General features: G+C 50.4%; 16 protein-coding genes and 4 pseudogenes. 5 read left to right on the top strand and 15 right to left on the bottom strand.

Features of this window, described 5'->3' with window-relative positions; translation table 11 throughout:
• Positions 1-710: 710 nt before the first annotated feature.
• Entirely contained in the window at positions 711-1,343 is a 633-nt protein-coding gene (gene narP, locus O1Q74_RS08540) for a nitrate/nitrite response regulator protein NarP (protein ID WP_271877897.1), read from the bottom strand.
• Positions 1,344-1,390: 47 nt separating this feature from the next.
• Positions 1,391-2,910, bottom strand: a pseudogene (gene narQ / locus O1Q74_RS08535) (nitrate/nitrite two-component system sensor histidine kinase NarQ).
• Positions 2,911-3,154: 244 nt separating this feature from the next.
• On the opposite strand from narQ, the pseudogene napF reads away from it, so the two are divergent.
• The 3 genes and pseudogenes from napF to O1Q74_RS08520 form a co-directional block, all read left to right on the top strand.
• Positions 3,155-3,701: pseudogene (gene napF / locus O1Q74_RS08530) on the top strand (ferredoxin-type protein NapF).
• Positions 3,698-4,033, top strand: coding sequence for a chaperone NapD (gene napD / locus O1Q74_RS08525; protein ID WP_271877896.1), 336 nt, complete (start codon positions 3,698-3,700; stop codon positions 4,031-4,033). The pseudogene napF and the gene napD overlap by 4 nt, the downstream one beginning before the upstream one ends.
• A pseudogene (locus O1Q74_RS08520) lies at positions 4,030-5,554 on the top strand (molybdopterin-dependent oxidoreductase); the annotation flags it as partial. The gene napD and the pseudogene O1Q74_RS08520, both read left to right, overlap by 4 nt.
• Here O1Q74_RS08520 and O1Q74_RS08515 read toward each other — a convergent pair.
• The 7 genes and pseudogenes from O1Q74_RS08515 to O1Q74_RS08485 all read right to left on the bottom strand — a co-directional run.
• A pseudogene (locus O1Q74_RS08515) lies at positions 5,535-5,771 on the bottom strand (ammonia-forming cytochrome c nitrite reductase subunit c552); the annotation flags it as partial. The pseudogenes O1Q74_RS08520 and O1Q74_RS08515 sit on opposite strands and share 20 nt — an antisense overlap.
• Positions 5,772-6,258: 487 nt before the next feature.
• The gene (locus O1Q74_RS08510; RefSeq protein WP_334311400.1) at positions 6,259-7,449 is read right to left on the bottom strand and encodes an alpha/beta hydrolase-fold protein; all 1,191 of its coding nucleotides are present in this window, start codon (positions 7,447-7,449) and stop codon (positions 6,259-6,261) included.
• Positions 7,450-7,535: 86 nt separating this feature from the next.
• A complete protein-coding gene (locus O1Q74_RS08505; RefSeq protein WP_271877895.1) occupies positions 7,536-9,188 on the bottom strand; it encodes a carbohydrate porin in 1,653 nt (550 codons plus the stop codon).
• A gap of 273 nt (positions 9,189-9,461) precedes the next feature.
• Positions 9,462-10,856 (bottom strand): glycoside hydrolase family 1 protein, encoded by a 1,395-nt coding sequence (locus O1Q74_RS08500; protein ID WP_271877894.1) that lies wholly within the window; start codon positions 10,854-10,856, stop codon positions 9,462-9,464.
• Positions 10,857-10,891: 35 nt separating this feature from the next.
• Complete coding sequence (bglF, locus tag O1Q74_RS08495) at positions 10,892-12,793, bottom strand: PTS beta-glucoside transporter subunit IIABC (protein ID WP_271877893.1); 1,902 nt, start codon at positions 12,791-12,793, stop codon at positions 10,892-10,894.
• Positions 12,794-13,230: 437 nt separating this feature from the next.
• Positions 13,231-14,094: a BglG family transcription antiterminator LicT gene (licT, locus tag O1Q74_RS08490; protein ID WP_271877892.1), complete on the bottom strand. Its 864-nt coding sequence runs from the start codon at positions 14,092-14,094 to the stop codon at positions 13,231-13,233.
• Between the two features lie 190 nt (positions 14,095-14,284).
• A complete protein-coding gene (locus tag O1Q74_RS08485) occupies positions 14,285-14,440 on the bottom strand; it encodes a hypothetical protein (RefSeq protein WP_271877891.1) in 156 nt (51 codons plus the stop codon).
• Between the two features lie 298 nt (positions 14,441-14,738).
• Here O1Q74_RS08485 and pykF point away from each other — a divergent pair, with 298 nt between their 5' ends.
• Together pykF and O1Q74_RS08475 are read left to right on the top strand one after the other, a co-directional pair.
• Positions 14,739-16,151 (top strand): pyruvate kinase PykF, encoded by a 1,413-nt coding sequence (gene pykF / locus O1Q74_RS08480; RefSeq protein WP_271877890.1) that lies wholly within the window; start codon positions 14,739-14,741, stop codon positions 16,149-16,151.
• 313 nt (positions 16,152-16,464) lie between these two features.
• Positions 16,465-16,701 (top strand): major outer membrane lipoprotein, encoded by a 237-nt coding sequence (locus tag O1Q74_RS08475; protein ID WP_005970385.1) that lies wholly within the window; start codon positions 16,465-16,467, stop codon positions 16,699-16,701.
• Positions 16,702-16,880: 179 nt separating this feature from the next.
• On the opposite strand, the gene O1Q74_RS08470 is transcribed toward O1Q74_RS08475, so the two are convergent.
• The 6 genes from O1Q74_RS08470 to sufB all read right to left on the bottom strand — a co-directional run bounded on the left by O1Q74_RS08470 (position 16,881) and on the right by sufB (position 23,628).
• Positions 16,881-17,903, bottom strand: a complete 1,023-nt coding sequence (locus tag O1Q74_RS08470; protein ID WP_271877889.1) for a L,D-transpeptidase family protein — start codon at positions 17,901-17,903, stop codon at positions 16,881-16,883.
• Positions 17,904-18,290: 387 nt separating this feature from the next.
• On the bottom strand, positions 18,291-18,707 hold the full coding sequence (gene sufE, locus O1Q74_RS08465) for a cysteine desulfuration protein SufE (protein WP_015840657.1): 417 nt from the start codon (positions 18,705-18,707) through the stop codon (positions 18,291-18,293).
• 33 nt (positions 18,708-18,740) lie between these two features.
• Positions 18,741-19,964: a cysteine desulfurase SufS gene (sufS, locus tag O1Q74_RS08460; protein ID WP_271878826.1), complete on the bottom strand. Its 1,224-nt coding sequence runs from the start codon at positions 19,962-19,964 to the stop codon at positions 18,741-18,743.
• Entirely contained in the window at positions 19,964-21,310 is a 1,347-nt protein-coding gene (gene sufD, locus O1Q74_RS08455) for a Fe-S cluster assembly protein SufD (RefSeq protein ID WP_271877888.1), read from the bottom strand. The genes sufS and sufD overlap by 1 nt, the downstream gene beginning before the upstream one ends.
• Positions 21,285-22,031 carry a Fe-S cluster assembly ATPase SufC gene (gene sufC / locus O1Q74_RS08450; RefSeq protein WP_014700368.1) on the bottom strand — a complete coding sequence of 249 codons (747 nt, stop codon included), beginning with the start codon at positions 22,029-22,031 and terminating at the stop codon, positions 21,285-21,287. The genes sufD and sufC overlap by 26 nt, the downstream gene beginning before the upstream one ends.
• A 97-nt stretch (positions 22,032-22,128) precedes the next feature.
• Positions 22,129-23,628: a Fe-S cluster assembly protein SufB gene (gene sufB / locus O1Q74_RS08445; protein ID WP_129706066.1), complete on the bottom strand. Its 1,500-nt coding sequence runs from the start codon at positions 23,626-23,628 to the stop codon at positions 22,129-22,131.
• Between the last annotated feature and the right edge of the window lie 7 nt (positions 23,629-23,635).

Below are 23,635 nucleotides of genomic sequence, written 5' to 3'. Positions count from 1 at the left end.
GCATTATACCCCTCAAAAACCGCCCTTTAAAAGGTATGGGTATTAGAAAAGTCAAAATTTGCGGAATATATCACAGTCCCTTCCCCCTCACTTAACGGGCATCTCCTTTATTGCGAATGGTTTTTAATTACATCCCGCCCCCAAATTAATAACTAAACTTTACATTCCTAAATGGGTATTAATTTTCTCGACATGGAGAATGCTTAACCTTTTAATATCAATAATTTCTTATATAAATCAATTAAATGAAAAAACTGTTAAAATAAATCAGAAAATTTTAATTATTATGAGTTTATTCTTTGAATGTTGAAATTTTAACAAAAACTCAATGCTGACATTATCAGTATCTGGATGTTAAGTTTTAAAGATGTGATAAATATAACAGTATTTCTAATAAAACTCCCTCCTGCTTATGTAATAAAGATGCACGCTAGCTGTGGATATACATCGGAACCTTCTCTCTCATTCTTCATTGACCATTGTTTTGTCGTAAGAGCAAGAGAATGCTTCCCTGTGCATTGGGATAATCAAAATCGGCAGAAATACATGATGAAATCATTGGTACGTTTATCTAAATAGCTGTACGAACAGACACCAACCCGGTACAAGTACCAGGTCGGTGTCCATATAGTTATTTAGCGCGAGCATTATGTATTGTTGTGCCGTTCACCATATTGAATACGCGAAAAATTTCCATCATGCGTTTATTATTACTGGCCACGAGTCTCCAGATAAAGCACCGTGGCGGCGACGCGGGAGCGCACATTTAGCTTGCGCAGCATGTTGCGGATATGCACTTTTACCGTCTCTTCTGAGATATACAGCACACCTGCGATTTGCTTGTTGGATAACCCAGAGGCCACTTCTTGCAGCACGTCCAGTTCACGTTCCGTCAATACGGTAAAGGGCGACGGCGTATCCTTGATAGCAATACGATGGTGTAAGACCTCGCGCACCTGTTCACTGAAAGCATCATCGTGACGAATGGCGTCCAGTAAGTGTTCCGGCGCACTGTCTTTTAGCAAGTAGCCATCAGCCCCCGCGTCCATCAGCGCATAAATATCGCTGGGCGCATCGGAGACCGTCAGCACAATCACGCGGGCACAGATCCCATCGCGCCGCAGCGCGTGAAGCGTATCCAACCCGCTCAATCCTTTCATGTTAAGATCGAGCAAGATGATATCGGGAGCATCTCGATTCGCGAGGCTCAGTGCCTCCATGCCGTTGCTGGCTTCCCCTATCACGTCAAAGATGGCATCGGTTGCCAATAACTGACGGATTCCCCGGCGCATAAGAGGATGATCGTCGACGATCAACACACGATAAGATGGTTTTTCTGACATGCCCAGCCCCAATGTAATATGAATTTTATTATTGTTTTATTTGTGAATTATTCTGGATAGAAATCGTTCGTGTTATCACGTTCACGCGCTGCCGTTGGCGTCGAGAAACAGACGCTAACCTGCGTTCCCCCGTCAGGGTGGAGCCCGATAGACAGCGTTCCTCCTAACCGTTCGGCGCGTTCCTGCATAATATTTAAACCGTAATGTCCTGCGGGCTCCTCCTGATCGATAATACCGCAGCCGTCATCACGAATATCCACACAATGACGGCCATCAGGCTGCGTACGGCAGTGGACGGTAATCGCTGTCGCCTGCGCGTGTTTAATGGCGTTCAACACCGCTTCACGGATGATTTGCAGCAAGTGAACCTGCTGTGAGGCATCCAGCGCCTGTGTAGGGATCCGGCAGTCAATCGTGATGGTCGCCGGGGTCTGCGCACGCAGTGGCTCGATCATTTCCTGCATCGCCGCTGGCAAATCGGCCTGTTGCAGCGTCAGCCGGAACGTGCTCAGCAGTTCCCGCAGTTGGCGATACGCATCGCTGAGCGCCTGTTCAAAATCGGTAATGATCTGCCGGGCCTGCGCATTTTCTTCCGCTACCGTGCGCTTTAATAACGTCATCTGGATATTCAGATAAGAAAGCACCTGAGCCAGTGAGTCATGCAGTTCACGCGCAATGGTGGCGCGTTCTTCCATCAGTAACAGCTGCTGGTAGTGCTTCTGCGCCTGATTAAAATAAAGACCGCGCCCCAGCATGTTGGCAACGCTTTCCATCAGCTGCGCCGACGGTTGCTGTGTGGATGCCTGCCAACGCAACTACCCGAACTCGACCTCTTGCAAACAGATGGGCAAGGCCTGCCACACAGCCTGCTCGTCCGGCTGGCCTTCACATAACCGCCAGTTCTCTCCCACCTGCATTTCTAGGCAGCCGACCGTTTCATAGCGGCGCACAATTTGCAAAATCTGCTGAAAACAATGCCTGTCAATCGTGCTGACGTTCATCGCCTGAGAACAGTGGTACAGCACCTTCAGCATGCGGTTCGCTTCCTGCAAGCGCAGCGTTTTCTGCCGCACCTTGTCTTCCAGAGAACGATAAAGCTTTTGCAGTTCGTCCGTCATGCTGCTGAAGGTTTGCGCCAGTAATCCCAATTCGTTAGGCAAATTGACATCCAGCCGCGAATGGGTAAAACGCCCTTTCTCGATGGACGAACAAGCCGCCATCAGCTTATTCAACGGCACGACCACTTGACGACGAATGCGACGCAGCGTAAAGAAGATCAGTATATAGATCGTGATCGAACCCATTATTGATGTCGCAACAACTATCATCATCTTGCGCTCGGAATATAGAGGCGGCGATGCGGTTCTAACGCGGCACGATCGCCCTGTAGGTCATATCCCATGCGATAGCTTTGCATACGCATCGATCCGGCAACGTTGATCGCTTCCGCATCGCGTAAACCGCTGGCCAGCGTCAGTAGCGCAATACCCGTCGTCAGGAATGAAAGTAGCGCGATATAAAAAAACGCACGCGCCAGACTGGTAGAAACAAGACGTTTAACCATCACAACGAATAATCCTCTTTGGCATCATACAGACTCTACTACCCTCAATAATTCGAGTTAGCCCTCTGTGCACTATCACGATCCCCACACGCTCCCGCAAGCCGATAAGGCACGAATCCCACATAAGCTTGATCCGGCACCACCATTTACCTCTATCTCATACAGCATGGGAGTAATAGTGTAACCCCTACAAAAACAGCGTGTTTTTTATTGGATATTTCACCGCGTGCCAGAACGACAAACTGCCATGACTAACCTCTCCCGCCGTTCCCTACTGACTGGTGGCCTAAAGCGTACCGACAACATGCTGCGTCCGCCGTGGAGTGGCGTGGAGTGGCGTGGAAAGCCATTTTCTGAATCAGTGCACACGTTGCAACGCCTGCGTTGAGGCCTGCGGTGCAGGGATTATCCAGCGCGGTTCGGGCGGTTTTCCCACCGTCGACTTTCAGCGCGGCGAATGCACATTCTGCTACGACTGCGCGCGAGCCTGTCCACAGTCGCTGTTCGCGGAGCGCCACACCGTACCGTGGGAATACCACCTGACGATTCAGGGCACCTGCCTCTCGCTACATCAGGTGGAGTGCCGTAGCTGTCAGGATGCGTGTGAAACCGGGGCGATACGGTTTCTTCCCACCTTCGGACGCGTTGCTGCTCCGTCAATCGACAACGACGCCTGCACCACCTGCGGAGCCTGCATTTCCGGGTGTCCTGTCGGCGCCCTGTCGATGAAAAAAATCACCGCGGGATATCACACCGCGCCAACGCGTCTGCCGACGCCACAGGAAAACCGATGAGCACAGTCTGGCATGTTTGCAGTGTCGTGGTTCACGTCAATACAGCACAGATGGCGGCCGTAGGCGAAGCGATAGCGGTTCGCCCCAATGTCGAGGTGGCCGCCAGCGATAGCGATACCGGAAAAATGGCCGTGGTGCTGGAATCAGATTCAGAAGACACGCTGTTAAAACAAATAGCGTCAATACGCGAGCTTACAGGCGTACTGGCGGTTTCGCTGGTTTATCACCAGCTTGATGAACCGTCTTTCGATGAACAATTTTGCGATGAACAATCTTTTGCTTTCGATGAACAACCTCTTGATCAACAAGCTCAGGGTGAGGAAATACCATGAAACTCAGTCGACGACACTTTATGAAGGCGAACGCTGTCGCAGCGGCGGCCGCAGTCGCAGGCATCACCATACCGACTGCGGTGCGCGCCGTGACCGAACAGTCAGAGGCTATCCACTGGGATAAAGCGCCTGCCGCTTCTGTGGCGTAGGGTGCGGTGTGCTGGTCGGGACGCAAAACGGCCGCATCGTTGCCAGTCAGGGCGATCCCGACGCGCCGGTTAACCGTGGATTAAACTGCATCAAAGGCTATTTCCTGCCAAAAATCATGTACGGGCAGGATCGCCTGACCCAACCTTTGCTGCGCATGCGTGACGGCAAATTCGATAAAGAAGGCGAATTTACTCCGATCTCCTGGGATAAAGCGTTCGACATCATGGCGGAGATGCACCCGATTCTCTGGTCACGCATCACCGACCGCCGCCTGTCGAACAGCGATGTGACCGTCGCCGTGCTGTCTACCTATCAGCACCGCAGCTTTGAGCTGGCGGATAACGGTATGGTGTTTACGCCGCAAACCGATCTGGCCATTCTCAACTACATCGCCAACTACATTATTCAAAACAATGCGGTGAACGAGGCCTTCTTTACCCGCCACGTGAACCTGCGCCGAGGCGCGACCGATATCGGCTATGGGTTGCGCCCAACGCACCCACTGGAAAAGGCGGCGAAAAATCCCGGTTCCGATGCGTCTGAACCCATGAGTTTTGAAGAGTACAAAGCTTTTGTCGCCGACTATACGTTGGAAAAAACGGTCGCGATCAGCGGCGTTCCCGCCGACCAGTTAGAAGCACTGGCAAAACTCTATGCCGATCCGAATAAGAAAGTGATCTCCTACTGGACGATGGGCTTTAACCAGCACACCCGCGGTGTCTGGGCGAACAATCTGATTTATAACATCTGCCTGCGGATATGGTAGTCACCAACGAGAAACACCGCACGACAGCGGAAAAACTGTGGCAACTCCCGACAGGCATGATTCCTGACAAGATCGGTCTGCACGCCGTCGCACAAGATCGGGCGCTGAAAGACGGCACGCTGAATGCCTACTGGGTGATGTGTAATAACAACATGCAGGCCGGCCCGAACATCAATCAGGAACGCATGCCAGGCTGGCGCGATCCGCGCAATTTCATCGTGGTATCCGATCCCTACCCGACCGTCAGCGCGCTGGCTGCCGATCTGATTTTACCGACGGCAATGTGGGTGGAAAAAGAAGGCGCTTACGGCAACGCCGAACGCCGGACACAGTTCTGGCGTCAGCAGGTGAAAGCACCGGGCGAATCCAAGTCGGATCTGTGGCAGGTCGTGAGCTTTGCCAAGCGCTTCGCCATAGAAGAAGTCTGGCCGGAAGCGCTTCTGGCACAAAAACCAGCCTATCGTGGTAAGACACTCTACGACGTGTTGTTTGCTAACGATGTCACCACGCGTTTCCCACTCAGCGAATTAGCAGAAAATCAGTTGAACGATGAATCTCGCGAATTCGGTTTTTACCTGCAAAAAGGCCTGTTTGAAGAATACGCTGCGCAGATGACCAACGTCCTTGGCCGCGCGGCTTGTTATAGTCTCTGGAGAAAGGATACCCCGCCCAGAGGATCACCATCATAGGGTCTTCTGCCAGCGCATCGTGACGTTCTGACTGCTCGCGGGTTGCCTTCCACGAGTTGAATTGGTCGGGGTGTTGAGCGGTGAAGACGGAATTTCTTGCTTCTATCGGAGCGGGGGGGGGGGGGACGCCGGAGCATCAGCGGAATAGGCTGGCATCATAAGAAAAAAACTGGCTACCATGCCCCACAGATAGGAGATTGACGTGCTTATCCTGACCATGCGTTTGTGTCCAATTTAAGCCGCCTGCTGGCGGTCATTTTAGTTATCTATTTGACAGAAACCACAACAACTGTCGTGACATTACTCGCCCTATGAATAACAAAAAGATGCATTAAAAATATTGTTTTTGATCAAAGGTAAAGAAAAGTAATGAATCGTATCGAAAGTTATATGAGGCGTATCTCAATAAACAGGACGTCATCATCGTGCCGCTCTATCTATGAAAGCGGTGATGATGAATAAAAATAGTGACGGAAGCCTGTAAGAGGTATAGGTATAGGTATAGGTATATAGCGATTCGTTAATAAACGTGGTGAGAGCCATTGGTGTGTCAGCCACGCGATTTTGGCCGTCAGCAAAGAAAGCGGGCATGCGACGACGCGGCCCGCAGCACGAAGACGCTATTTAAAAAGCTTCTGAACAAATTCGCTGTAGGCCGGTCGCCAGACATCCATTTCATGACCGAGATTCGGATAATGGCGGTAGTCAAACCGGATATTCTTCTTCTCCAGCGTCGTTTTCAGACCGGCAATATCTTTACCCGTGATGTTGTCCGTTTCGCCAATCACCACCGTAAAGTTTTTCAGTTGCTGATTAATCTGCTCAGGCCGCTCAAGCTGCGCGGCAACGGCCGTGTTTGGCACCGTTTCAGTGGTAACGCCGCTGAACGTTGCCAGCCAGCCGAAGTGATCCAGGTGGCTCATGCCGGATACCAGTGCCTGATAGCCGCCTTGAGACAGCCCGGCCAGCGCCCTGCCGTTTGCATCCTGACGGACGTTAAAGCGTTTGCCGATCTCGGGGATGATGTCATGAATAAGTTCCCTGTCCGCCGCCAGCGCATTGCGCGGATAGAACACCTTACGGCGCTCCTGCGGTGGATAGTCTTCAGGGATGATGCCGGGAACGTCCGTTTCCGTATCCGGAATAACAACCAGCATTGGCTCAATCTTTTTCTCTGCCAGCAGGTTATCCATCATCTGCGGTATCCGCCCCTGTACTACGGCCGATGCCCCCGTGTCGCCAAAGCCATGATAGAAATAGAGTACCGGCAATGGTTTTGACGATTCGCTATAGCCCGGTGGCGTCCAGACATACACCTGACGCTCTGATTTCAACGCGTTGGAGTGATAGGTCAGCGTTCTCAGCTCGCCATGTGGCACCTGACGCACATCCAGAATGCTCCCCGGCACCAGAATCAGGCTGGTATTCACTTGACGCTGTGGCTTGGTAAACGCCGTGCCCGTATCGATGGTGCGAAAACCGTCCACGCTAAAGAAATATTCATACAGGTTCGGTGCCAACGCAGGCGTCTTGAACGACCACACGCCAGAGTCATCTTTCGTCATCGCATGGGACACGATGCTCTCAGGCGTCGAACCGGTAAAAACACTGACCTGTTTCGCCGTTGGCGCAAACAGGCGGAAGGTAATGCTGCTGTCCGCATTCACCGCCGTAACATACTGGCTCACAGGGACCGTGGCCGCCGGCATAACAGGAAAATCGGCAGGCAGCGCAGAAGCGTTGCCAGAAACACCCGCCAATACACCCAGAGTCAATAATGATAACGCTATTTTCTTCATGTTCATTCGCATAATCCCATCCCGAATATCACGTAATCGAGTCTGTTTTTGCTAAATGTAGCGGCACCGCCGAAGCGGTGCCGATGTGGTGGCTGGTATTACCACCAGACTTCCGCTTGAACACCCACGGAGAATTGATCGCTCTTACTGTCGTTAAAGGTGGCTTTACTGATGCCGTTATCTTCAATTTTCAGATACGTGCCATAAAAACGAATCTCTGGACGAGAATTCAAGATACTCGTGTCAACTTTAAGCGCATGGTACAGCGTGGTTTTATAACCCGATTCATGGTAATTCACGCCGTTCGTTTTATTGGTTTGGTTGAAGTACGCCAATTCCACGCCCGTTTGGTTAAACTTATCCCAAATATAGGCCGGACGAAGTACAGCACGAATACTGTCAAAGTCGGTATTTGCACCCGTGTCATAGCTATAAATGTCATTACCTTTTGAATAGACTAATGCATTCGCCATAATAACATCATCACGCAAATACATTTCTCCTTGCGAGATCACACGGAATGCATTTCCTGAATGATTGCCGTAATAATCACCATTTCGGCTATACGTTGGGTTAGCATCAGAGATATTAGCAAAACCGCTGGCAATAGCATTACTCGCACCTTGAACGGTAAATTCATTAAATCCACCGTTATATAATCCTTGACGTAAAATGACACCCGCGGTCCAGGCATCTTTCAATTTATAAGACAAACCATCACTTTCGTCATTTTTCTGCGTATTATCTTTATTGGCCTGTGCATATTTACCGATCAGCGACAAGGTTGCATCATCCCAGAGTGGAATGCCTTTATAACGAATATCAATCGCGTTGGTATTAACCTGATGTTTATTCTGCGGCGAGCTGCTGTTACGCGGGTTATATAATGCATGACGGGCGTTAACGTCTTCACGGTTCAAAGAGACATCCAGTTTACCCACGCCCAACTGCCAGTTCTCAATACCTACACCGCCCGCCGCTTCTGAACGATGGCTTTTCCAGTCCAGCATCTGAATTTCATAGACTGGCAGGGTATTTTTACCTACCCAAAAATCAGCCTCTGGGGCGAATGGTAAAAATCCTTTCGTATTGACGTACATCTGGGAGAATTGCAGTTTATTTTCATTATCGGCGTCTTCGCCAAACCAGGCACTGTTGTACTGCATCCCCACGTTACCATCCAATTGGATGACGGCGTCGACACGTTTATTCCCTTCGGCATAAACTTTTTGGCTCAGTATGAGATCGAACCAACCACTGTGCTCATTGCCAAAACGCCCTAATGAACCAATCGCATACGATTTTGGTGCGCCATGATCGGCCGTTGCCCATCCAGAACGGAAATACCCCGTATAGCTAAAGCCAATATCATCCTTAACGAACTTACTCACTTCTGCTAACGTTAATGGCTTCTGTTGTGCACTTGTCGCGCCATCAGTCGTATTTGTGGCGGGTTGGGCAACAGGCGCAAGAACCACCTGATTAACCGATGACGTGCCAGAAGAAGCAACAACCAGCGGTTTATCTTTTGCCACAGAGTTTGCTGCAAGACGTGCTTTATTTTCTGCGTTCGTCTTATATTCACGAAACTCTTTTTTCGTTGACTGCAATTCAGCTTTATTTGCCGCCAGTTCTTTCTCCAGAAGTTTCAGTCTTTCTTCTACGGTCAATTTTGCGGCCATAGCACCATTAGACAAAAACACTGACGACATCAGTAATACCATCATCTTTACAGGGAATTTTTTACGCATGATTATTATCCGAGTAGGGTACATGTTAACATTGAAACAGCGGTTTTAAGTTGAAAAAACTCCCTCGCGACGCTAGCCGCAAGTCCGCCTATTTATAAAAATTTTGTAAAATCCACATGACCGTTTATATAATTTAATGGCTAGTTCATTCCCTCCCGTTTCATCTTATTCCCCTGCCATCTTTCCCATGGATAGTAAAAAATAGAGTTCGCATTCATTCCAGATTGTATTTCTCTGAGAATGAATGCGTAAATGACTCATCGATGCGATGATTTATTTCAATGTTTCACCATTAGAGGAAATGACCTCTTTATACCAGTAGAAACTTTTCTTACGCCGACGTTCTAATGTGCCGTTCCCTTCATCATCACGATCGACATAAATGAAGCCGTAGCGCTTAGACATTTCGGCCTTTGACGCACTCACCAGATCGATAGGCCCCCAGCAGGTATAACCCATCACCTCAACGCCATCTTCCAGCGCCTCACCCACTTGATAGAGGTGATCGTTCAGGTATTTGATGCGATAGTCATCGTTAATGCTGCCATCGCTTTCCAGTTTGTCTTTGGCACCCAAACCGTTTTCCACAATGAACAGCGGTTTTTGGTAGCGGTCATACAGATAGTTCAGCAGATAGCGCAGCCCTTCCGGGTCGATCTGCCAGCCCCACTCGGAGCTTTCCAGATGCGGATTCGGCACCATGTTCAAAATATTGCCGCGGGCTTTCTGGTTCACTTCTTCATCCGTGGTCACACAGCCCGTCATGTAATAGCTGAAAGAAATGAAATCGATGGTTTCTTTCAGCGACTGACGATCGTCTTCCGTTACCGTCAGCGTAATACCGTGCTGCGCAAAGAAACGCTTCATGTACGCCGGGTAATATCCTCGGGCTTGGACATCGCCAAAGAACAGCCAATCGCGATTCTGCTGCATCGTTTCCATGACATCCGCAGGCTTGCAGGTTAATGGATAGAACATGGAACCCAGCATCATATTGCCGATTTTGGCATCAGGAATGATGTCATGACACGCTTTCACGGCTTTAGCACTCGCCACGAGCTGGTGATGGATCGCCTGATAAATATCCTGCTTACTGCTCTCGGTCGGTAAACCAATTCCTGTAAAAGGTGCATGTAACGCACAGTTGATTTCGTTGAACGTCAGCCAATATTTCACTTTGTCTTTATAGCGCTGGAATACCGTGCGAGCGTAGCGCTCAAAGAACGTAATCGTTTCACGACTTCCCCAGCCGCCGTAATCCTTCACCAGACCATACGGCATTTCATAGTGGGACAGCGTTACCAAAGGCTGAATACCGTACTTTGCCATTTCATCAAACAGGCGATCGTAAAAGGCCAGCCCTGCTTCATTCGGCTGGGTTTCATCACCCTGCGGGAAAATACGCGTCCAGGCAATTGAGGTTCTCAGGCATTTGAAGCCCATTTCAGCAAAGAGCGCGATGTCTTCGGGATAACGGTGATAAAAATCGATCGCGATATCTTTAATTCCGCTGTCGCCCGGCGTGCGCGTGACGATCTCGCCAAAAATACCCTGCGGCTGTAAATCGGACGTCGATAACCCTTTTCCGTCCGTTAAATACGCGCCTTCAACCTGATTGGCTGCGATCGCGCCGCCCCACAAGAATGCTTTCGGAAACTGATGGCTCATCTTTTCTCCTCCCAATTGGGTCATAAATTTCAATGTCAGCGGATTAACGTCAGCAAAGCGCCCTGTTCCTGCACGGTGTTTCCGGCGGTAGGCAGAACATCAACGTAATCTTCGCTATTGGTGATAATGACGGGCGTTGTCGTGTCATAACCGGCCTTCTCAATCGCCTGATAATCAAACTCCACCAGAAGATCGCCCTGCTTCACGACATCGCCAGTCTTAATGTGTGCAGTGAAATACTGACCATCCAATTTCACCGTATCGATACCGACGTGAATGAGCACCTCGGCGCCCTCTTCCGATTCGAGCCCAATGGCATGGTTGGTCTTGAACAGCGAGGCGACCGTGCCATTCACAGGTGAAACCACGCGCCCGGCCTGCGGTTTAATCGCAATGCCTTTTCCCATCAACCCACTGGCGAACGTTTCATCACCAACCTGTTCAAGCGGCAGCGCCGTGCCCTCGATTGGACTGCTTATCTCTTGTTTACGCGTCGCATCACTCTGGCGTGGTGTCGCTTGCGGTGCAGCCACAGGAGCATTAGCATCTGTCGTTTTTTCTTGCGCCGGAATCCCAAACGCCCAGGTTGCTATCGCCGCGAAGCTAAAGGCAATCACCGTACCAATAATGGCGGCCCAGACCGTGTTATCGACGCCTGTCGGTGGGATAACCTGGGTAAAGGTAAAGATGCTCGGGAAGCCGAAGGAATAAATCGTAGTGTTGAAATACCCCAGCACACCGGCGCCGATTGCACCGCCCAAACAGCCAAAGATGAAAGGACGCTTCAGCGGCAGCGTGACGCCATACACCGCAGGTTCTGTAATACCAAAGATGGCTGCCGAGAATGCCGAACCAGAAATCCCTTTCAGCTTCATATCACGCGTACGCAGCAGCACGCCCAGCACCGCTCCCGCTTGCCCTAATACCGCAGGAGTCAGCAGCGGCAGCAGTGTGTCATGGCCCAACACGCTGAGGTTGTTGATCATCAGCGGCGTCAAGCCCCAGTGCAGACCAAAGATCACGAACACCTGCCACAGCGCGCCCATCAGTGCACCCGCAATCGTGGAGTTCAACCCGTAGATCAGCTGATAGCCGCCAGCCAGCATATGTCCAAGCCAGGTTGCCGCTGGCCCAATCAGCAGGAACGTGACGGGGACAGTGATACAGAGGCACAGCAGCGGCGTGAAGAAATTGCGAATATTGATATGCAATATGGCGTTTAGAGGCCTTTCCAAACGCGAAGAGAGCCAGGCTGAGAAAATAATCGGAATAACAGAAGAAGCATAATTAATAAAGGTGATCGGAATGCCCAGGAAATACAGTTGCTGATAATTCGCATTTTGCATCGCGCCAAATTCGGCAATCATGGAAGGATGAACCAGCGTGGCGCCAATCACCATGGTAACGAATGGATTTCCACCAAACTTTTTCCCTGCGGTATACCCTAACACCACCGGGAAGAAAAAGAATAATGCATCGCTTGCCGCAAAAAGAACTTTATACGTTCCGCTGGCTTCAACCATCCATCCGCACACTAAACTCAGTGCTAAAAACCCCTTTAAAATACCGGAAGCAACCATGACACCAATTAACGGTGTAAATATTCCAGAAATAATATCGATGAAGCGGGAAAGAAGATTTCCTTTCTTCTCATCTTCATCCCCAACATTTGCGGAATCAGTCTGGTCGCTCAATCCGGAAATATCCAGTAAGCTGCGATAGACATCGCTGACGTGATTACCTACGACGACCTGAAATTGTCCGCCGCTTTCAACCACCATGATCACGCCTGAGTTATCTTTCAGCGCTGCGGCATCCGCTTTTTTGTTATCTTTTAGTTTAAAACGTAATCGGGTTGCACAGTGTATTACACTAATGATGTTGCCGCGTCCGCCGACGCCATCGAGTATCTCGCTTGCTAATGCTTTGTATTCCATCGTCTATCCTTAATGCTATATCCGTCATACTTCAAGCTACATGTGCGTTGGCTGCGTTCGCTCACCCGAATCACTTACCCGAGTAAGCTCATCGGGATTCACTTTCTTGCCGCCTTCCTGTAACTCGAATTATTTAGGATAAAAAAATACTTAAATATCAATAATTTAATATTGCAAGTTCTGTTTGAGACAAAAAAAAACCTAAATCGCTTTTCCCAATAAGCATTGAGAAAACGATTTAGGTTTTGCCTGCCCGCCGAGACTAGCCTGACAGTAACAATCCTGTTTATGCGCCCGCACAACTACTGTGCCGACAATAAAACTTACTTCATCTGATAATTTGCTTTCCACATACTTTATGCTTTCACTTTCACCGTATGCAAGTACATTTACCTTGCCATACGGCTATTTTGTGACGAAAAGCAAATTAGCAGAAATTATTCCCCATCACCGGGTTCTATTTTATCCTGACCTTCTGTCCGCACACGTTCAATATGAATCGTTAAAAACATCAACTCTTCTTTCGTTAACGTGTAGTGGTACTTTTGAATAATGTGCGCCTGTATTTTTTCCGCACAGCGATAAGACAATTGATATCGTTCTCTCACGACATCATGTAATGACTCATCATCACTAAATACCGTATTTTTTCCTATTAACCGCTGCGCAAAGAACTTCAAATGCGTCACAAAGCGGTGATAGCTTAATGCTTGTTCGTTATAATCCAGATTCAGCTGATATTTTACAATATTCAGTATTTCCTGCATGATTTTGGTAATTTGCAGGACTTCCGGCATTTCGCTGTCGAGCTGCGCGTTTACCAAATGCAAAGCAATAAACCCGGCTTCATCTTCCGGTAAGCGCACGGCCAAACGCTGCTCAATAATATCCAGCGCTTCCAGGCCGACAGCGAACTCTTTTGGATACAGGCGCTTTATTTCCCATAACAGCACATTGCGGATATCCACCCCTTGTTTATGGCGTTCTATCGCAAAATGGCAGTGATCTGTTAAAGAGATATAGACGCTGTTTTGCAATTTCCCCGGCAAACGGTCTTTTGCCAGCAAAATGATCTTATCTGCTGTCGTAATGACCTCCATCGGAATCTCTGACAGCAACTCCTGTAGGCGTGATGTCAGTTCCCCGGATTTCATCACAAACACGCGTTCAATCAGCGTTTCGTCCAGCAGATCGCCAGAGTGCTTTTTGAAGCCCAGCCCGCGTCCCATCACAACCGACTCATTATTGTTTTCGTCGATTACGGTAACGACATTATTGTTGAGTATTTTGGCAATCTTCATTTTTCAAACCCTGGAAACAAAAAAACCAGACACCCGTAGCAAGAACGAGCATCTGGTTTTGCCTGCTTACGCAGTAACAATCCGCAATGGCAGGTAAACTACCATCTGCCTTCATCTTCTCAAGAAGCATGACACAAAAACGTGATACGGATCGACAGAAAAGCGTGCTGCTTACACGTATTTTCTTTATTTATTGCCAGCCGTTACAAGAATCTCTCACTTGCCTCGGTTCGCTGTAATCGCGCATTCCTGCCGCGAATGGCTTAGGCAGTTGCGCAACAAAGTTGGGGAAAAACACCAAATCGCTCAGTTCTTTGCGTAAACGCGACAAAATATTCAATTTCATTCCTTTTACCACCTTGTTTCTCGTCGCTTAATAACTATAATACGGAACGTCGTTTCAATTGAATGGTTTCAGCTAAACAACGTGCCACTATCAATAACATTATTATCAACGGCATCGCCAACGCGAACTCCGCTAATCTCATGCGACGAGCGGCTGCGCACCTCATCATCCATTCACGACGACCATCTATACTTACCTTTTCTATACTGTTTCCTCATTGATTCTTTCCAGCGGCTTGTCTCACATCGCCACTGGTTCACTCGTTTTTTTATCCATCACAACTTGTAGAAACTATCGTATGAAAAAGACAAAAATTGTTTGTACCATCGGGCCGAAAACAGAGTCAGAAGAAGTGCTAAGCAACCTGCTGTCTGCTGGCATGAATGTTATGCGCCTGAATTTCTCGCACGGGGATTACGCAGAACACGGTCAACGCATCAAGAACCTGCGTGCCGTTATGGAAAAAACCGGCAAGAAAGCCGCTATCCTGCTTGACACCAAAGGCCCGGAAATCCGCACCATGAAGCTGGAAAACGGCGCTGACGTAACGCTGACTGCGGGTCAGACGTTCACGTTCACCACCGATCAGAGCGTGGTAGGTAACAAAGATCGCGTCGCGGTCACGTACGCGGGTTTCACTGAAGATCTGAGCGTCGGCAACACCGTTCTGGTTGATGACGGTCTGATCGGTATGCAAGTTACGGCAATCAACGGCAACGATATTGTTTGTAAAGTGCTGAACAACGGCGATCTGGGCGAGAATAAAGGTGTTAACCTGCCTGGCGTTTCCATCCAGTTGCCTGCGCTGGCCGAAAAAGACAAACGCGACCTGATTTTCGGTTGCGAACAAGGTGTCGATTTCGTTGCTGCCTCCTTTATCCGTAAACGTTCCGACGTTGAAGAGATTCGTGCTCACCTGAAAGCACACGGTGGCGAGCACATCCAGATCATCTCCAAGATCGAAAACCAGGAAGGTCTGAACAATTTCGACGAAATCCTGGAAGCATCTGACGGCATCATGGTTGCTCGTGGCGATCTGGGCGTTGAAATCCCGGTTGAAGAAGTCATTTTCGCGCAGAAAATGATGATCGAGAAATGTAATCTGGCACGCAAAGTGGTTATCACCGCGACGCAAATGCTGGATTCCATGATTAAAAACCCACGCCCTACCCGCGCTGAAGCTGGCGACGTTGCGAACGCCATCATCGACGGCACCGATGCCGTTATGCTGTCTGGTGAAAGTGCTAAGGGTAAATACCCGCTGGAATCCGTTACCATCATGGCGACCATCTGTCAGCGTACAGATTCTGTGATGAAAAGCCGTCTGGATACCATCAAGACGCCTGGCGTACTGCGTATCACCGAAGCCGTCTGCCGCGGTGCGGTAGAAACTGCAGAGAAACTGGATGCACCGCTGATTGTCGTTGCAACCAGCGGCGGTAAGTCTGCCAAATCTATCCGCAAATACTTCCCAAATGCCCGCATTCTGGCGCTGACAACGAACGAAGTCACCGCGCGTCAGCTGCTGCTGAGCAAAGGCATTGATACGCTGCTGGTGAAAGAAATCGCTTCTACCGATGATTTCTACCGCATCGGTAAAGAAGCGGCGCTGAACAGCGGTTATGCGCAGGCTGGCGACGTTGTGGTGATGGTCTCTGGCGCACTGGTTTCCAGCGGCACAACCAACACCTCTTCCGTACACCGTCTCTGATCCCAACAATCAGATCGGAAAAAAGCGCCTTAATGGCGCTTTTTTTATATTTTGAAACGACTTCCTACAGCGCGATAACCTAATTAATGCGTTTGCGTAACACGCCATTTAATAGCCTAAAGCCTCGGAGTTATCCGATAAAAATAGCACTGTTTTCCTTACTTTTTTAATGAATAGGTAAAACTCGCTGTTTCTTTGAGCGAACGATCAAAATTAAGCATGTTCTCATCAAAAATTTATTCTCATTAGAAAAAAGTTTGTGTAATACTTGTAACGCTACATGGAGATTAACTCAATCTAGAGGGTATTAATAATGAATCGTACTAAACTGGTACTGGGCGCGGTAATCCTGGGTTCTACTCTGCTTGCTGGTTGTTCAAGCAACGCTAAAATTGATCAGCTGTCTTCTGACGTTCAGACTCTGAACGCTAAAGTTGACCAACTGAGCAACGACGTGAACGCAATCCGCTCTGACGTACAAGCTGCTAAAGACGACGCAGCTCGTGCTAACCAGCGTCTGGACAACCAAGTTCGTACTTACAAAAAGTAATCGAACTGGTTAAGTAGTGAAAATGGCGCACAATGTGCGCCATTTTTTTGTCTGCGTTTTACCTTTTCAGCTTTCCCTTTCAATCCTTTTTTCGCCTGATCAGGCATCGTCATCCCTTAGCACTATCCCTGGAGCCAGCACAGATGCGCCTGAACGCATCTGGCCGATTTATTTCATGATTAACGCGAGGTAGTACTGATAGCCGTGATCGGTGCAGCCTGATGCGTCTCAGGCGCTTCTGGCACTGATTCTACCGGTGGCTGGTAGGTATTGATATCTTGTCCTACGCTCACCACGATCGGCATGCCTGAACGGCGCACAATCGCATCAGCAACCGCTTTACTGTCCGTCTCCGCATCTTTAACAAACTTCTGCGTCTTCGCCGTCAGTGGAATCGGCATGGTTTGTGGATCGTCTTTATCGGTCTTCGACAGAGGCTGATGCACTTCAACGTAACGTTTGCCGTCCGGTTCAACGGAGGTTTTAATTGCATCGTTAAGAATCTGAACTCGCGTACCAACCGGCACGTTGTCGAACAACGCCTTAATGTCATCCGGACGCAGACGGATACAGCCGGAGCTTACGCGCATACCGATGCCGAAGTCCGCGTTCGTACCGTGCAGCAGATAAACGCCGCCGTGCGCGGACAGACGCAGCGCATGCAATCCCATTGGGTTATCTGGGCCAGCCGGAACGACAGCTGGCAGCTTAATGCCCTGCTCTTCAAGATAATGCTTGCGGATGTTTGCCGTTGGCGTCCAGGTCGGGTTCTCGCGTTTCTCGCTCACGCTGGTCGTCATCAGTGGCGTATTGCGCCCCAGTTGACCGATACCGATCGGGTAAACGATGACGGTATTCTTCCCTTTCGGGTAGTAGTAGAGACGCAGCTCCGCCAGATTGACCACAATACCTTCACGCGGGGTATCCGGCAGCAGCATTTGCGTGGGGATCGTGAGCGTGGAACCCGCTTTCGGCAGGTAAGGATCCACACCAGGGTTCGCTTCCATCATGCCCAATAAACCAATCTTGAAATCCGCCGCGATAGCTTCCAGCGGACGACCATCATTGGGGACCGTATAAGCGATATTCTCGCCGATGAGGCGGCTATTTGGTGGCGGTAGCGGGTATTCCGTCGCTTTAGCGGCGGTGCTGGTCAGGTATGCCGCGAAAGCCATACCAAGTAAAGTTAACGCGCGTTTCATATTAGATTCCCTACAATCAATAACATCTGGCTATGTACCCAGAATGCAGTATCCGGCTATACCTCTTGATCTGGTGTCAATGCGACTATTACTGCCACTCTCCACCGAACGTGGGTATATATTAGCATTGTTGTAACAAAAGAATATTTTATTTAAAAATCAAAGCATTGATATTCAATTCTTTACAAAGCAGAGTCAGCATAAAATTTAACGGGAAATAAATATACGGGACGAATTCTGAAATATCAGCGAGTTAATAAATATGCCGGAAAACAATAACGTGCCGTTGGTAAAAAACCGTAAATGGAAAAAACAAAAAAGCGCTGGACGTTTTTTCCGTCACAGCGCTTTTTTACACTCTAGGAAAGCAGAAAACAGGGAAGAAAATTAAAGCAGTGCGGCGGCGTGCGCACGAATTGCGCGTAACATCGCCTCAAGCCCCTGAGAGCGGGATGGCGTCAGATGTTGGTTCAGCGCCAGCGATTCAAAGAAAGGCCGTACATCCAGCTCAACGATTTCCTGCGCTGTCAACCCCTGATACAGGCTGAAAACCACCGCAATCAGCCCCTTCACAATAGCGGCATCGCTGTCGCCGTGCAGAACGATAACGCCCTGCTCGTCAGGCTGCGCCACAATCCAAACCTGGCTCTGGCACCCCGAAATCAGGTTATCTGGATTACGCCATTCATCGGGCAACGGATCAAGACGCTCCCCTAGCTCGATGATATAAAGATATTTTTCTTCCCAGTCATTACAGCGCGCAAAGTTGCGCGCCAGTTTCTGCGGTTCTGGCAGACTCGCCATGGTTTCCTCCCCGAACAGATTCGCGCGCGGCGCTTAACTGCCCAGCAATCGATGGATACGTTGCAATCCGGCAACCAGCCGGTCAATTTCTTCGCGCGTAGTATAAACTGCCAGCGAGGCGCGGCACATACTGGGAACACCGTAATGTTCCATCAGCGGCATCGCGCAATGGTGGCCGGTGCGAATCGCAATACCATACCGATCGAGGAAACTTCCAACATCATAGGCGTGGTGCTGCCCAAGATTAAACGCAATGACGCCGTGACGCTCAGCAGGGCCGTACAACGTCAGATCGGGCACCTGCGTTAGTGCCTCCAGCGCATACTTCATCAGCGAGGATTCATAACGTTGAATCTCTTCCCGCCCCAACGCCGTCACATAGTCCAACGCAGCGCCTAAGCCCATGATACCGCCAGTATTGGGCGAACCAGCCTCAAAGCGCCATGGAGAATCCGCATAGGTGGTGCCAGTACGCAGGCTAACCTGACGAATCATCGCCCCACCGCCTTCCCACGGCGGCATGGCCTGAAGCAGGTCACGTTTGCCATACAACACACCAATACCGGAAGGGCCGTAGATTTTATGTCCTGAAAAGACAAAGAAATCGCAATCCAGATCCTGCACATCAACAGGCTGATGCATAATCGACTGTGCGCCATCAACCAACACAACTGCGCCAGCCGCTTTTGCTTGCGCGATCATGGCTTTAACCGGATTCAGCGCACCGAGTACGTTAGATATGTGCGTCACCGCCAGCAGGCGAGTACGTTCATCCAGCAATGCGGGAAGCTGCGCAACATCCAGCGAGCCATCTTCGGCCAGCGGCAATACGCGAACTTCAACGCCACGCGCTTCCGCCAGCATCTGCCAGGGAACAATATTCGCATGGTGTTCCATCTCGGTGATGATCAGGTTGTCGCCCGGCTGGATGAAGGTACGGCCATAGCTGTTGGCCACCAGATTGATGGCCTCCGTCGTCCCGCGAACAAAGACAATCTCGTCTACCGAGGCGGCATTGATAAAGGACGCCACCTTTTCGCGCACGGCTTCCATCGCGCTGGTCGCCTGCGCGCTCAACGTATGAATGCCGCGGTGAACCGCAGCGTATTCATGGCGATAGAATTCGGCTTCGCGATCGATAACCGAATGCGGCTTTTGCGCACTCGCCGCGCTATCCAGATAGGCTAACGGCTGGCCGTTAACCTCACTTGCCAGCACCGGGAAATCAGCGCGAACCCGTTCGATAGGATAACTCATCATACCGCCTTGCCGGCATTCGCCAGCGCGTTTGGCAAACGCTGCGCGATACGTTGCAGAACCACATCTCGCAGAGATTCGTTTTCAATTGCTTCTGTAACCTCCGCCGCAAAGGCGAAGATGATCATCTGCTGCGCATCCTGTTGGGTAATCCCGCGAGAACGCAGATAGAACAGTTGCTCTTCGTCCATGCGGCCGATGGTCGCACCGTGGCTGCACTTCACATCATCCGCATAGATTTCGAGCTGCGGCTTAGTGTCTACCTCAGCCAGTCGACCTAACAACAGGTTGTTGTTGGTCATCTGTCCGTCGGTTTTCAGCGCATGCGGCGCAACCTTAATCATGCCGTTAAACACCGCTCTGGCGCGATCGTTGACGATGACTTTATGCAGTTGGCGGCTTTCGCCATAGCCCTGATTGTGCTCAAGATACGTTCGCGTATCGCACACTTCGCTGCCAACCGGCAGAATCAGGCTGTTCATGGACAGATTGGTGCCTTCGCCGTTCAACTGAGCGCTGGTGTTGTGACGCGTCAGCCCTGCCCCCAGCAGGAAGCTGTGGCTGCGAACCCGTGCATCACGCGCCAGCACCAAATCATTATGCGCAAAGTGGTAGCTCGCTGCCGCTTCAAACGCCAGCTTATAGTGGCTCACCTGGCTATTTTCCGCCGCATTCACCGTCAGGCGTGCGCCGGTAAAGTGAGCATGCTCATCCAGACTGACGTAGTGCTCGATAATTTCCGCACTCGCGCCGCGTTCAACGTTCAGATGATGACGGTGGTGAACTGTATTCAATGCCGCCGCCTGACTGCTGCTGATGTGCAACAGGTAAAGTGGTTTATCCGCCTGCTGCCCAGCAGCCAGACGAATCAGCGTGCTTTCGCTAGCCAGACTTTCGGTCAAATGCAGGAACACCTCAGACTGGATGGCCGCAGGCAACACGCCCTGCGCACGCGACGCCTGCACATCAACCTGATAAGGGCCCCATGCGCTGTCGCTGAGTTCAGCATTGAATACACCATCGACAAACACCAGACGCCAGCTATCCACCGCTAAGGCCAGTGCCTCCACCGCTGCGCGATCGATAGACTGGGCCTGCGGTGCAACAAATTCGTTGCTCAGTAAACTATCCAGCGGGGTGTATTTCCAGTGCTCGTGCTTACGGTGCGGTAAGCCAAGACGCACTACGTCCTGCCAATGCTGGTTCGCTTCTTCAGAACGGCGTGACGCATCGCGTTCAAACAAGCCATGCCATTGCTGCAATGCCTTCTCTTGTTTCTGTGCGATGCCAGTTTTACCCGCCGCGTTCTCGCTCGTCACATTATTGCCCGTCGGTAAGCCAGCCATAGCCTTGCTCCTCCAACTGTTTCACCAGCGAGAAATCGCCGGATTTCACAATGCGCCCTTGATACAGAACGTGGACGTGATCCGGTTTGATGTAATCAAGAATACGTTGGTAGTGCGTGACGATGATGAACGAACGTTTGCCGTCGCGCAGTGAGTTCACGCCGTTAGAGACGATTTTCAGTGCATCGATGTCCAGCCCGGAGTCGGTCTCATCCAGAATGCACAGATCCGGCTCCAGCGCCGCCATTTGCAGAATGTCGTTACGCTTCTTTTCACCGCCGGAGAAACCCACGTTGACCGAACGGGTCAGCAGATCTTCCGGCATATTCAACAGCTTGATCTTTTCTTCGATAAAATCGGCGAAATCAAAGCGATCCAGCGGTTCCTGCTCACGGTATTTACGCACCGCGTTAACGGAAGTTTGCAGGAAGAACTGGTTGCTGACGCCTGGGATTTCTACCGGATACTGAAACGCCATGAAGACGCCTTCACCCGCACGATCTTCTGGGGACAACTCCAGCAGATCTTTCCCTTTGAAGCTCACCGAACCGTCGGTCACTTCGTATTCTTCACGTCCAGCCAGCGTCGCGGAGAGCGTACTTTTACCTGAGCCATTCGGGCCCATAATCGCGTGAACTTCACCTGGCTTAATGGTGAGATTAAGCCCTTTGATGATCTCTTTGCCTTCTACGCTGACTTTTAAATTTTCGATGCTTAACATGCTTATTCCTTCCAACGCCCAATGCGACGAGCGCTTAATGAATTCCGGGACCGATGATTCTCATTATTCGTCTGTGAAAATCCCGGTAACCGCCGAATTAACCCACGCTATGTTCCAGGCTAATCGCCAGTAACTTTTGTGCTTCTACCGCAAATTCCAGCGGCAATTCAGAGAAGACGTCCTTACAGAATCCGTTCACGATCATCGAGATGGCATCATCTTCGCTGATTCCACGTTGCAGACAGTAGAACAGCTGGTCTTCACCAATTTTCGAGGTCGTCGCTTCGTGCTCCAACTGCGCGGTATTGTTGCGCACTTCCACGTACGGGAACGTGTGCGCACCGCACTCGCTACCGATCAGCATGGAGTCACACTGGGTGAAATTACGGGCATTAGCCGCACTCGGCATGATCTTCACCAGACCACGGTACGTGTTCTCACTGCGTCCGGCTGAAATCCCTTTAGAGATGATGGTCGAGCGGGTGTTTTTACCGATGTGGATCATCTTGGTGCCGGTATCGGCCTGCTGACGGCCATTGGTCAAGGCGACAGAGAAGAATTCACCCACGGAGTAGTCACCGCGCAGAATGACGCTTGGGTATTTCCAGGTGATCGCAGAGCCGGTTTCCGACTGTGTCCATGACATTTTTGAATGCTCGCCCGCACACAGTGCGCGCTTGGTCACGAAGTTCAGAATCCCGCCTTCTGCGTCATCTTTACCGGAGAACCAATTCTGCACCGTGGAGTATTTCACTTCGGCATTCTTGTTGATGATGACTTCCACCACGGCGGCGTGCAGCTGGTAGGTGTCACGAACGGGCGCGGAGCAACCTTCGATGTAGCTGACGTAGCTGTCGTCATCGGCAATCAGGATCGTACGTTCGAACTGACCAGTTTTCGCCGCGTTGATGCGAAAATACGTCGACAGCTCCATCGGGCAACGCACGCCTTTCGGGATGTACACAAACGTGCCGTCAGAAGCGACCGCCGAGTTCAGCGCCGCAAAGAAGTTATCGTTGGCGGGTACGACCGTACCGAGGTACTGGCGCACCAGATCGGGATGTTCCTGAATCGCCTCGCTGAATGAACAGAAGATAATGCCTTTTTCAGCCAGCTCATGCCGATACGTGGTCGCAACGGATACGGAGTCGAAAATCGCATCGACGGCGACTTTCTGGCCTTCACGGACAGGAACGCCCAACTGATTAAACGCATTCTCTACTTCGCTGGTCAGGTAATTATTCACGTCCGTAATCCCGGATTGCTGCTTGGCACCGGGCTCAGAGCCGCAGCTGTCGTCGCAGTTACCGCAGGAAGGCGCGGAATAATAGCTATAGTCCTGATAGTCGAGCTTCTCGTAATGGGCTTTCAGCCAATGCGGTTCTTCCATCTCCAGCCACGCCTTGTAGGCGTTGAGACGGAATTCCAGCATCCACTCAGGTTCATTACGCTTCGCCGAGATCGCCCGTACGACATCTTCATTGATGCCATGCGCCAGCTCATCAGTTTCCAATTGCGTAAAGAAACCTTCTTTATAGCGTCCATCACCCATCCAGATCTGGACATCATCAGGTACATCTACCGTGCTACGTGCCATAATTTTT

It is taken from the genome of Pectobacterium sp. A5351, from assembly GCF_028335745.1.
Lineage (GTDB): Bacteria > Pseudomonadota > Gammaproteobacteria > Enterobacterales > Enterobacteriaceae > Pectobacterium.
Note: the sequence above shows the minus strand (reverse complement) of the source record. Positions and strands in the feature narration are given on the sequence as shown.

Excerpts from the sequence above, each read along its gene's own strand:
- napD (WP_271877896.1), top strand. The coding sequence starts at position 3,698 with ATGAGCACAGTCTGGCATGTTTGCAGTGTCGTGGTTCACGTCAATACA.
- sufD (WP_271877888.1), bottom strand. The coding sequence starts at position 21,310 with ATGGCTGGCTTACCGACGGGCAATAATGTGACGAGCGAGAACGCGGCG.
- bglF (WP_271877893.1), bottom strand. The coding sequence starts at position 12,793 with ATGGAATACAAAGCATTAGCAAGCGAGATACTCGATGGCGTCGGCGGA.
- narP (WP_271877897.1), bottom strand. The coding sequence starts at position 1,343 with ATGTCAGAAAAACCATCTTATCGTGTGTTGATCGTCGACGATCATCCT.
- sufE (WP_015840657.1), bottom strand. The coding sequence starts at position 18,707 with ATGGCGAGTCTGCCAGAACCGCAGAAACTGGCGCGCAACTTTGCGCGC.
- sufS (WP_271878826.1), bottom strand. The coding sequence starts at position 19,964 with ATGAGTTATCCTATCGAACGGGTTCGCGCTGATTTCCCGGTGCTGGCA.
- O1Q74_RS08470 (WP_271877889.1), bottom strand. The coding sequence starts at position 17,903 with ATGAAACGCGCGTTAACTTTACTTGGTATGGCTTTCGCGGCATACCTG.
- O1Q74_RS08505 (WP_271877895.1), bottom strand. The coding sequence starts at position 9,188 with ATGCGTAAAAAATTCCCTGTAAAGATGATGGTATTACTGATGTCGTCA.
- licT (WP_271877892.1), bottom strand. The coding sequence starts at position 14,094 with ATGAAGATTGCCAAAATACTCAACAATAATGTCGTTACCGTAATCGAC.
- O1Q74_RS08475 (WP_005970385.1), top strand. The coding sequence starts at position 16,465 with ATGAATCGTACTAAACTGGTACTGGGCGCGGTAATCCTGGGTTCTACT.
- sufC (WP_014700368.1), bottom strand. The coding sequence starts at position 22,031 with ATGTTAAGCATCGAAAATTTAAAAGTCAGCGTAGAAGGCAAAGAGATC.
- O1Q74_RS08510 (WP_334311400.1), bottom strand. The coding sequence starts at position 7,449 with ATGCGAATGAACATGAAGAAAATAGCGTTATCATTATTGACTCTGGGT.
- O1Q74_RS08500 (WP_271877894.1), bottom strand. The coding sequence starts at position 10,856 with ATGAGCCATCAGTTTCCGAAAGCATTCTTGTGGGGCGGCGCGATCGCA.
- pykF (WP_271877890.1), top strand. The coding sequence starts at position 14,739 with ATGAAAAAGACAAAAATTGTTTGTACCATCGGGCCGAAAACAGAGTCA.
- O1Q74_RS08485 (WP_271877891.1), bottom strand. The coding sequence starts at position 14,440 with ATGAAATTGAATATTTTGTCGCGTTTACGCAAAGAACTGAGCGATTTG.
- sufB (WP_129706066.1), bottom strand. The coding sequence starts at position 23,628 with ATGGCACGTAGCACGGTAGATGTACCTGATGATGTCCAGATCTGGATG.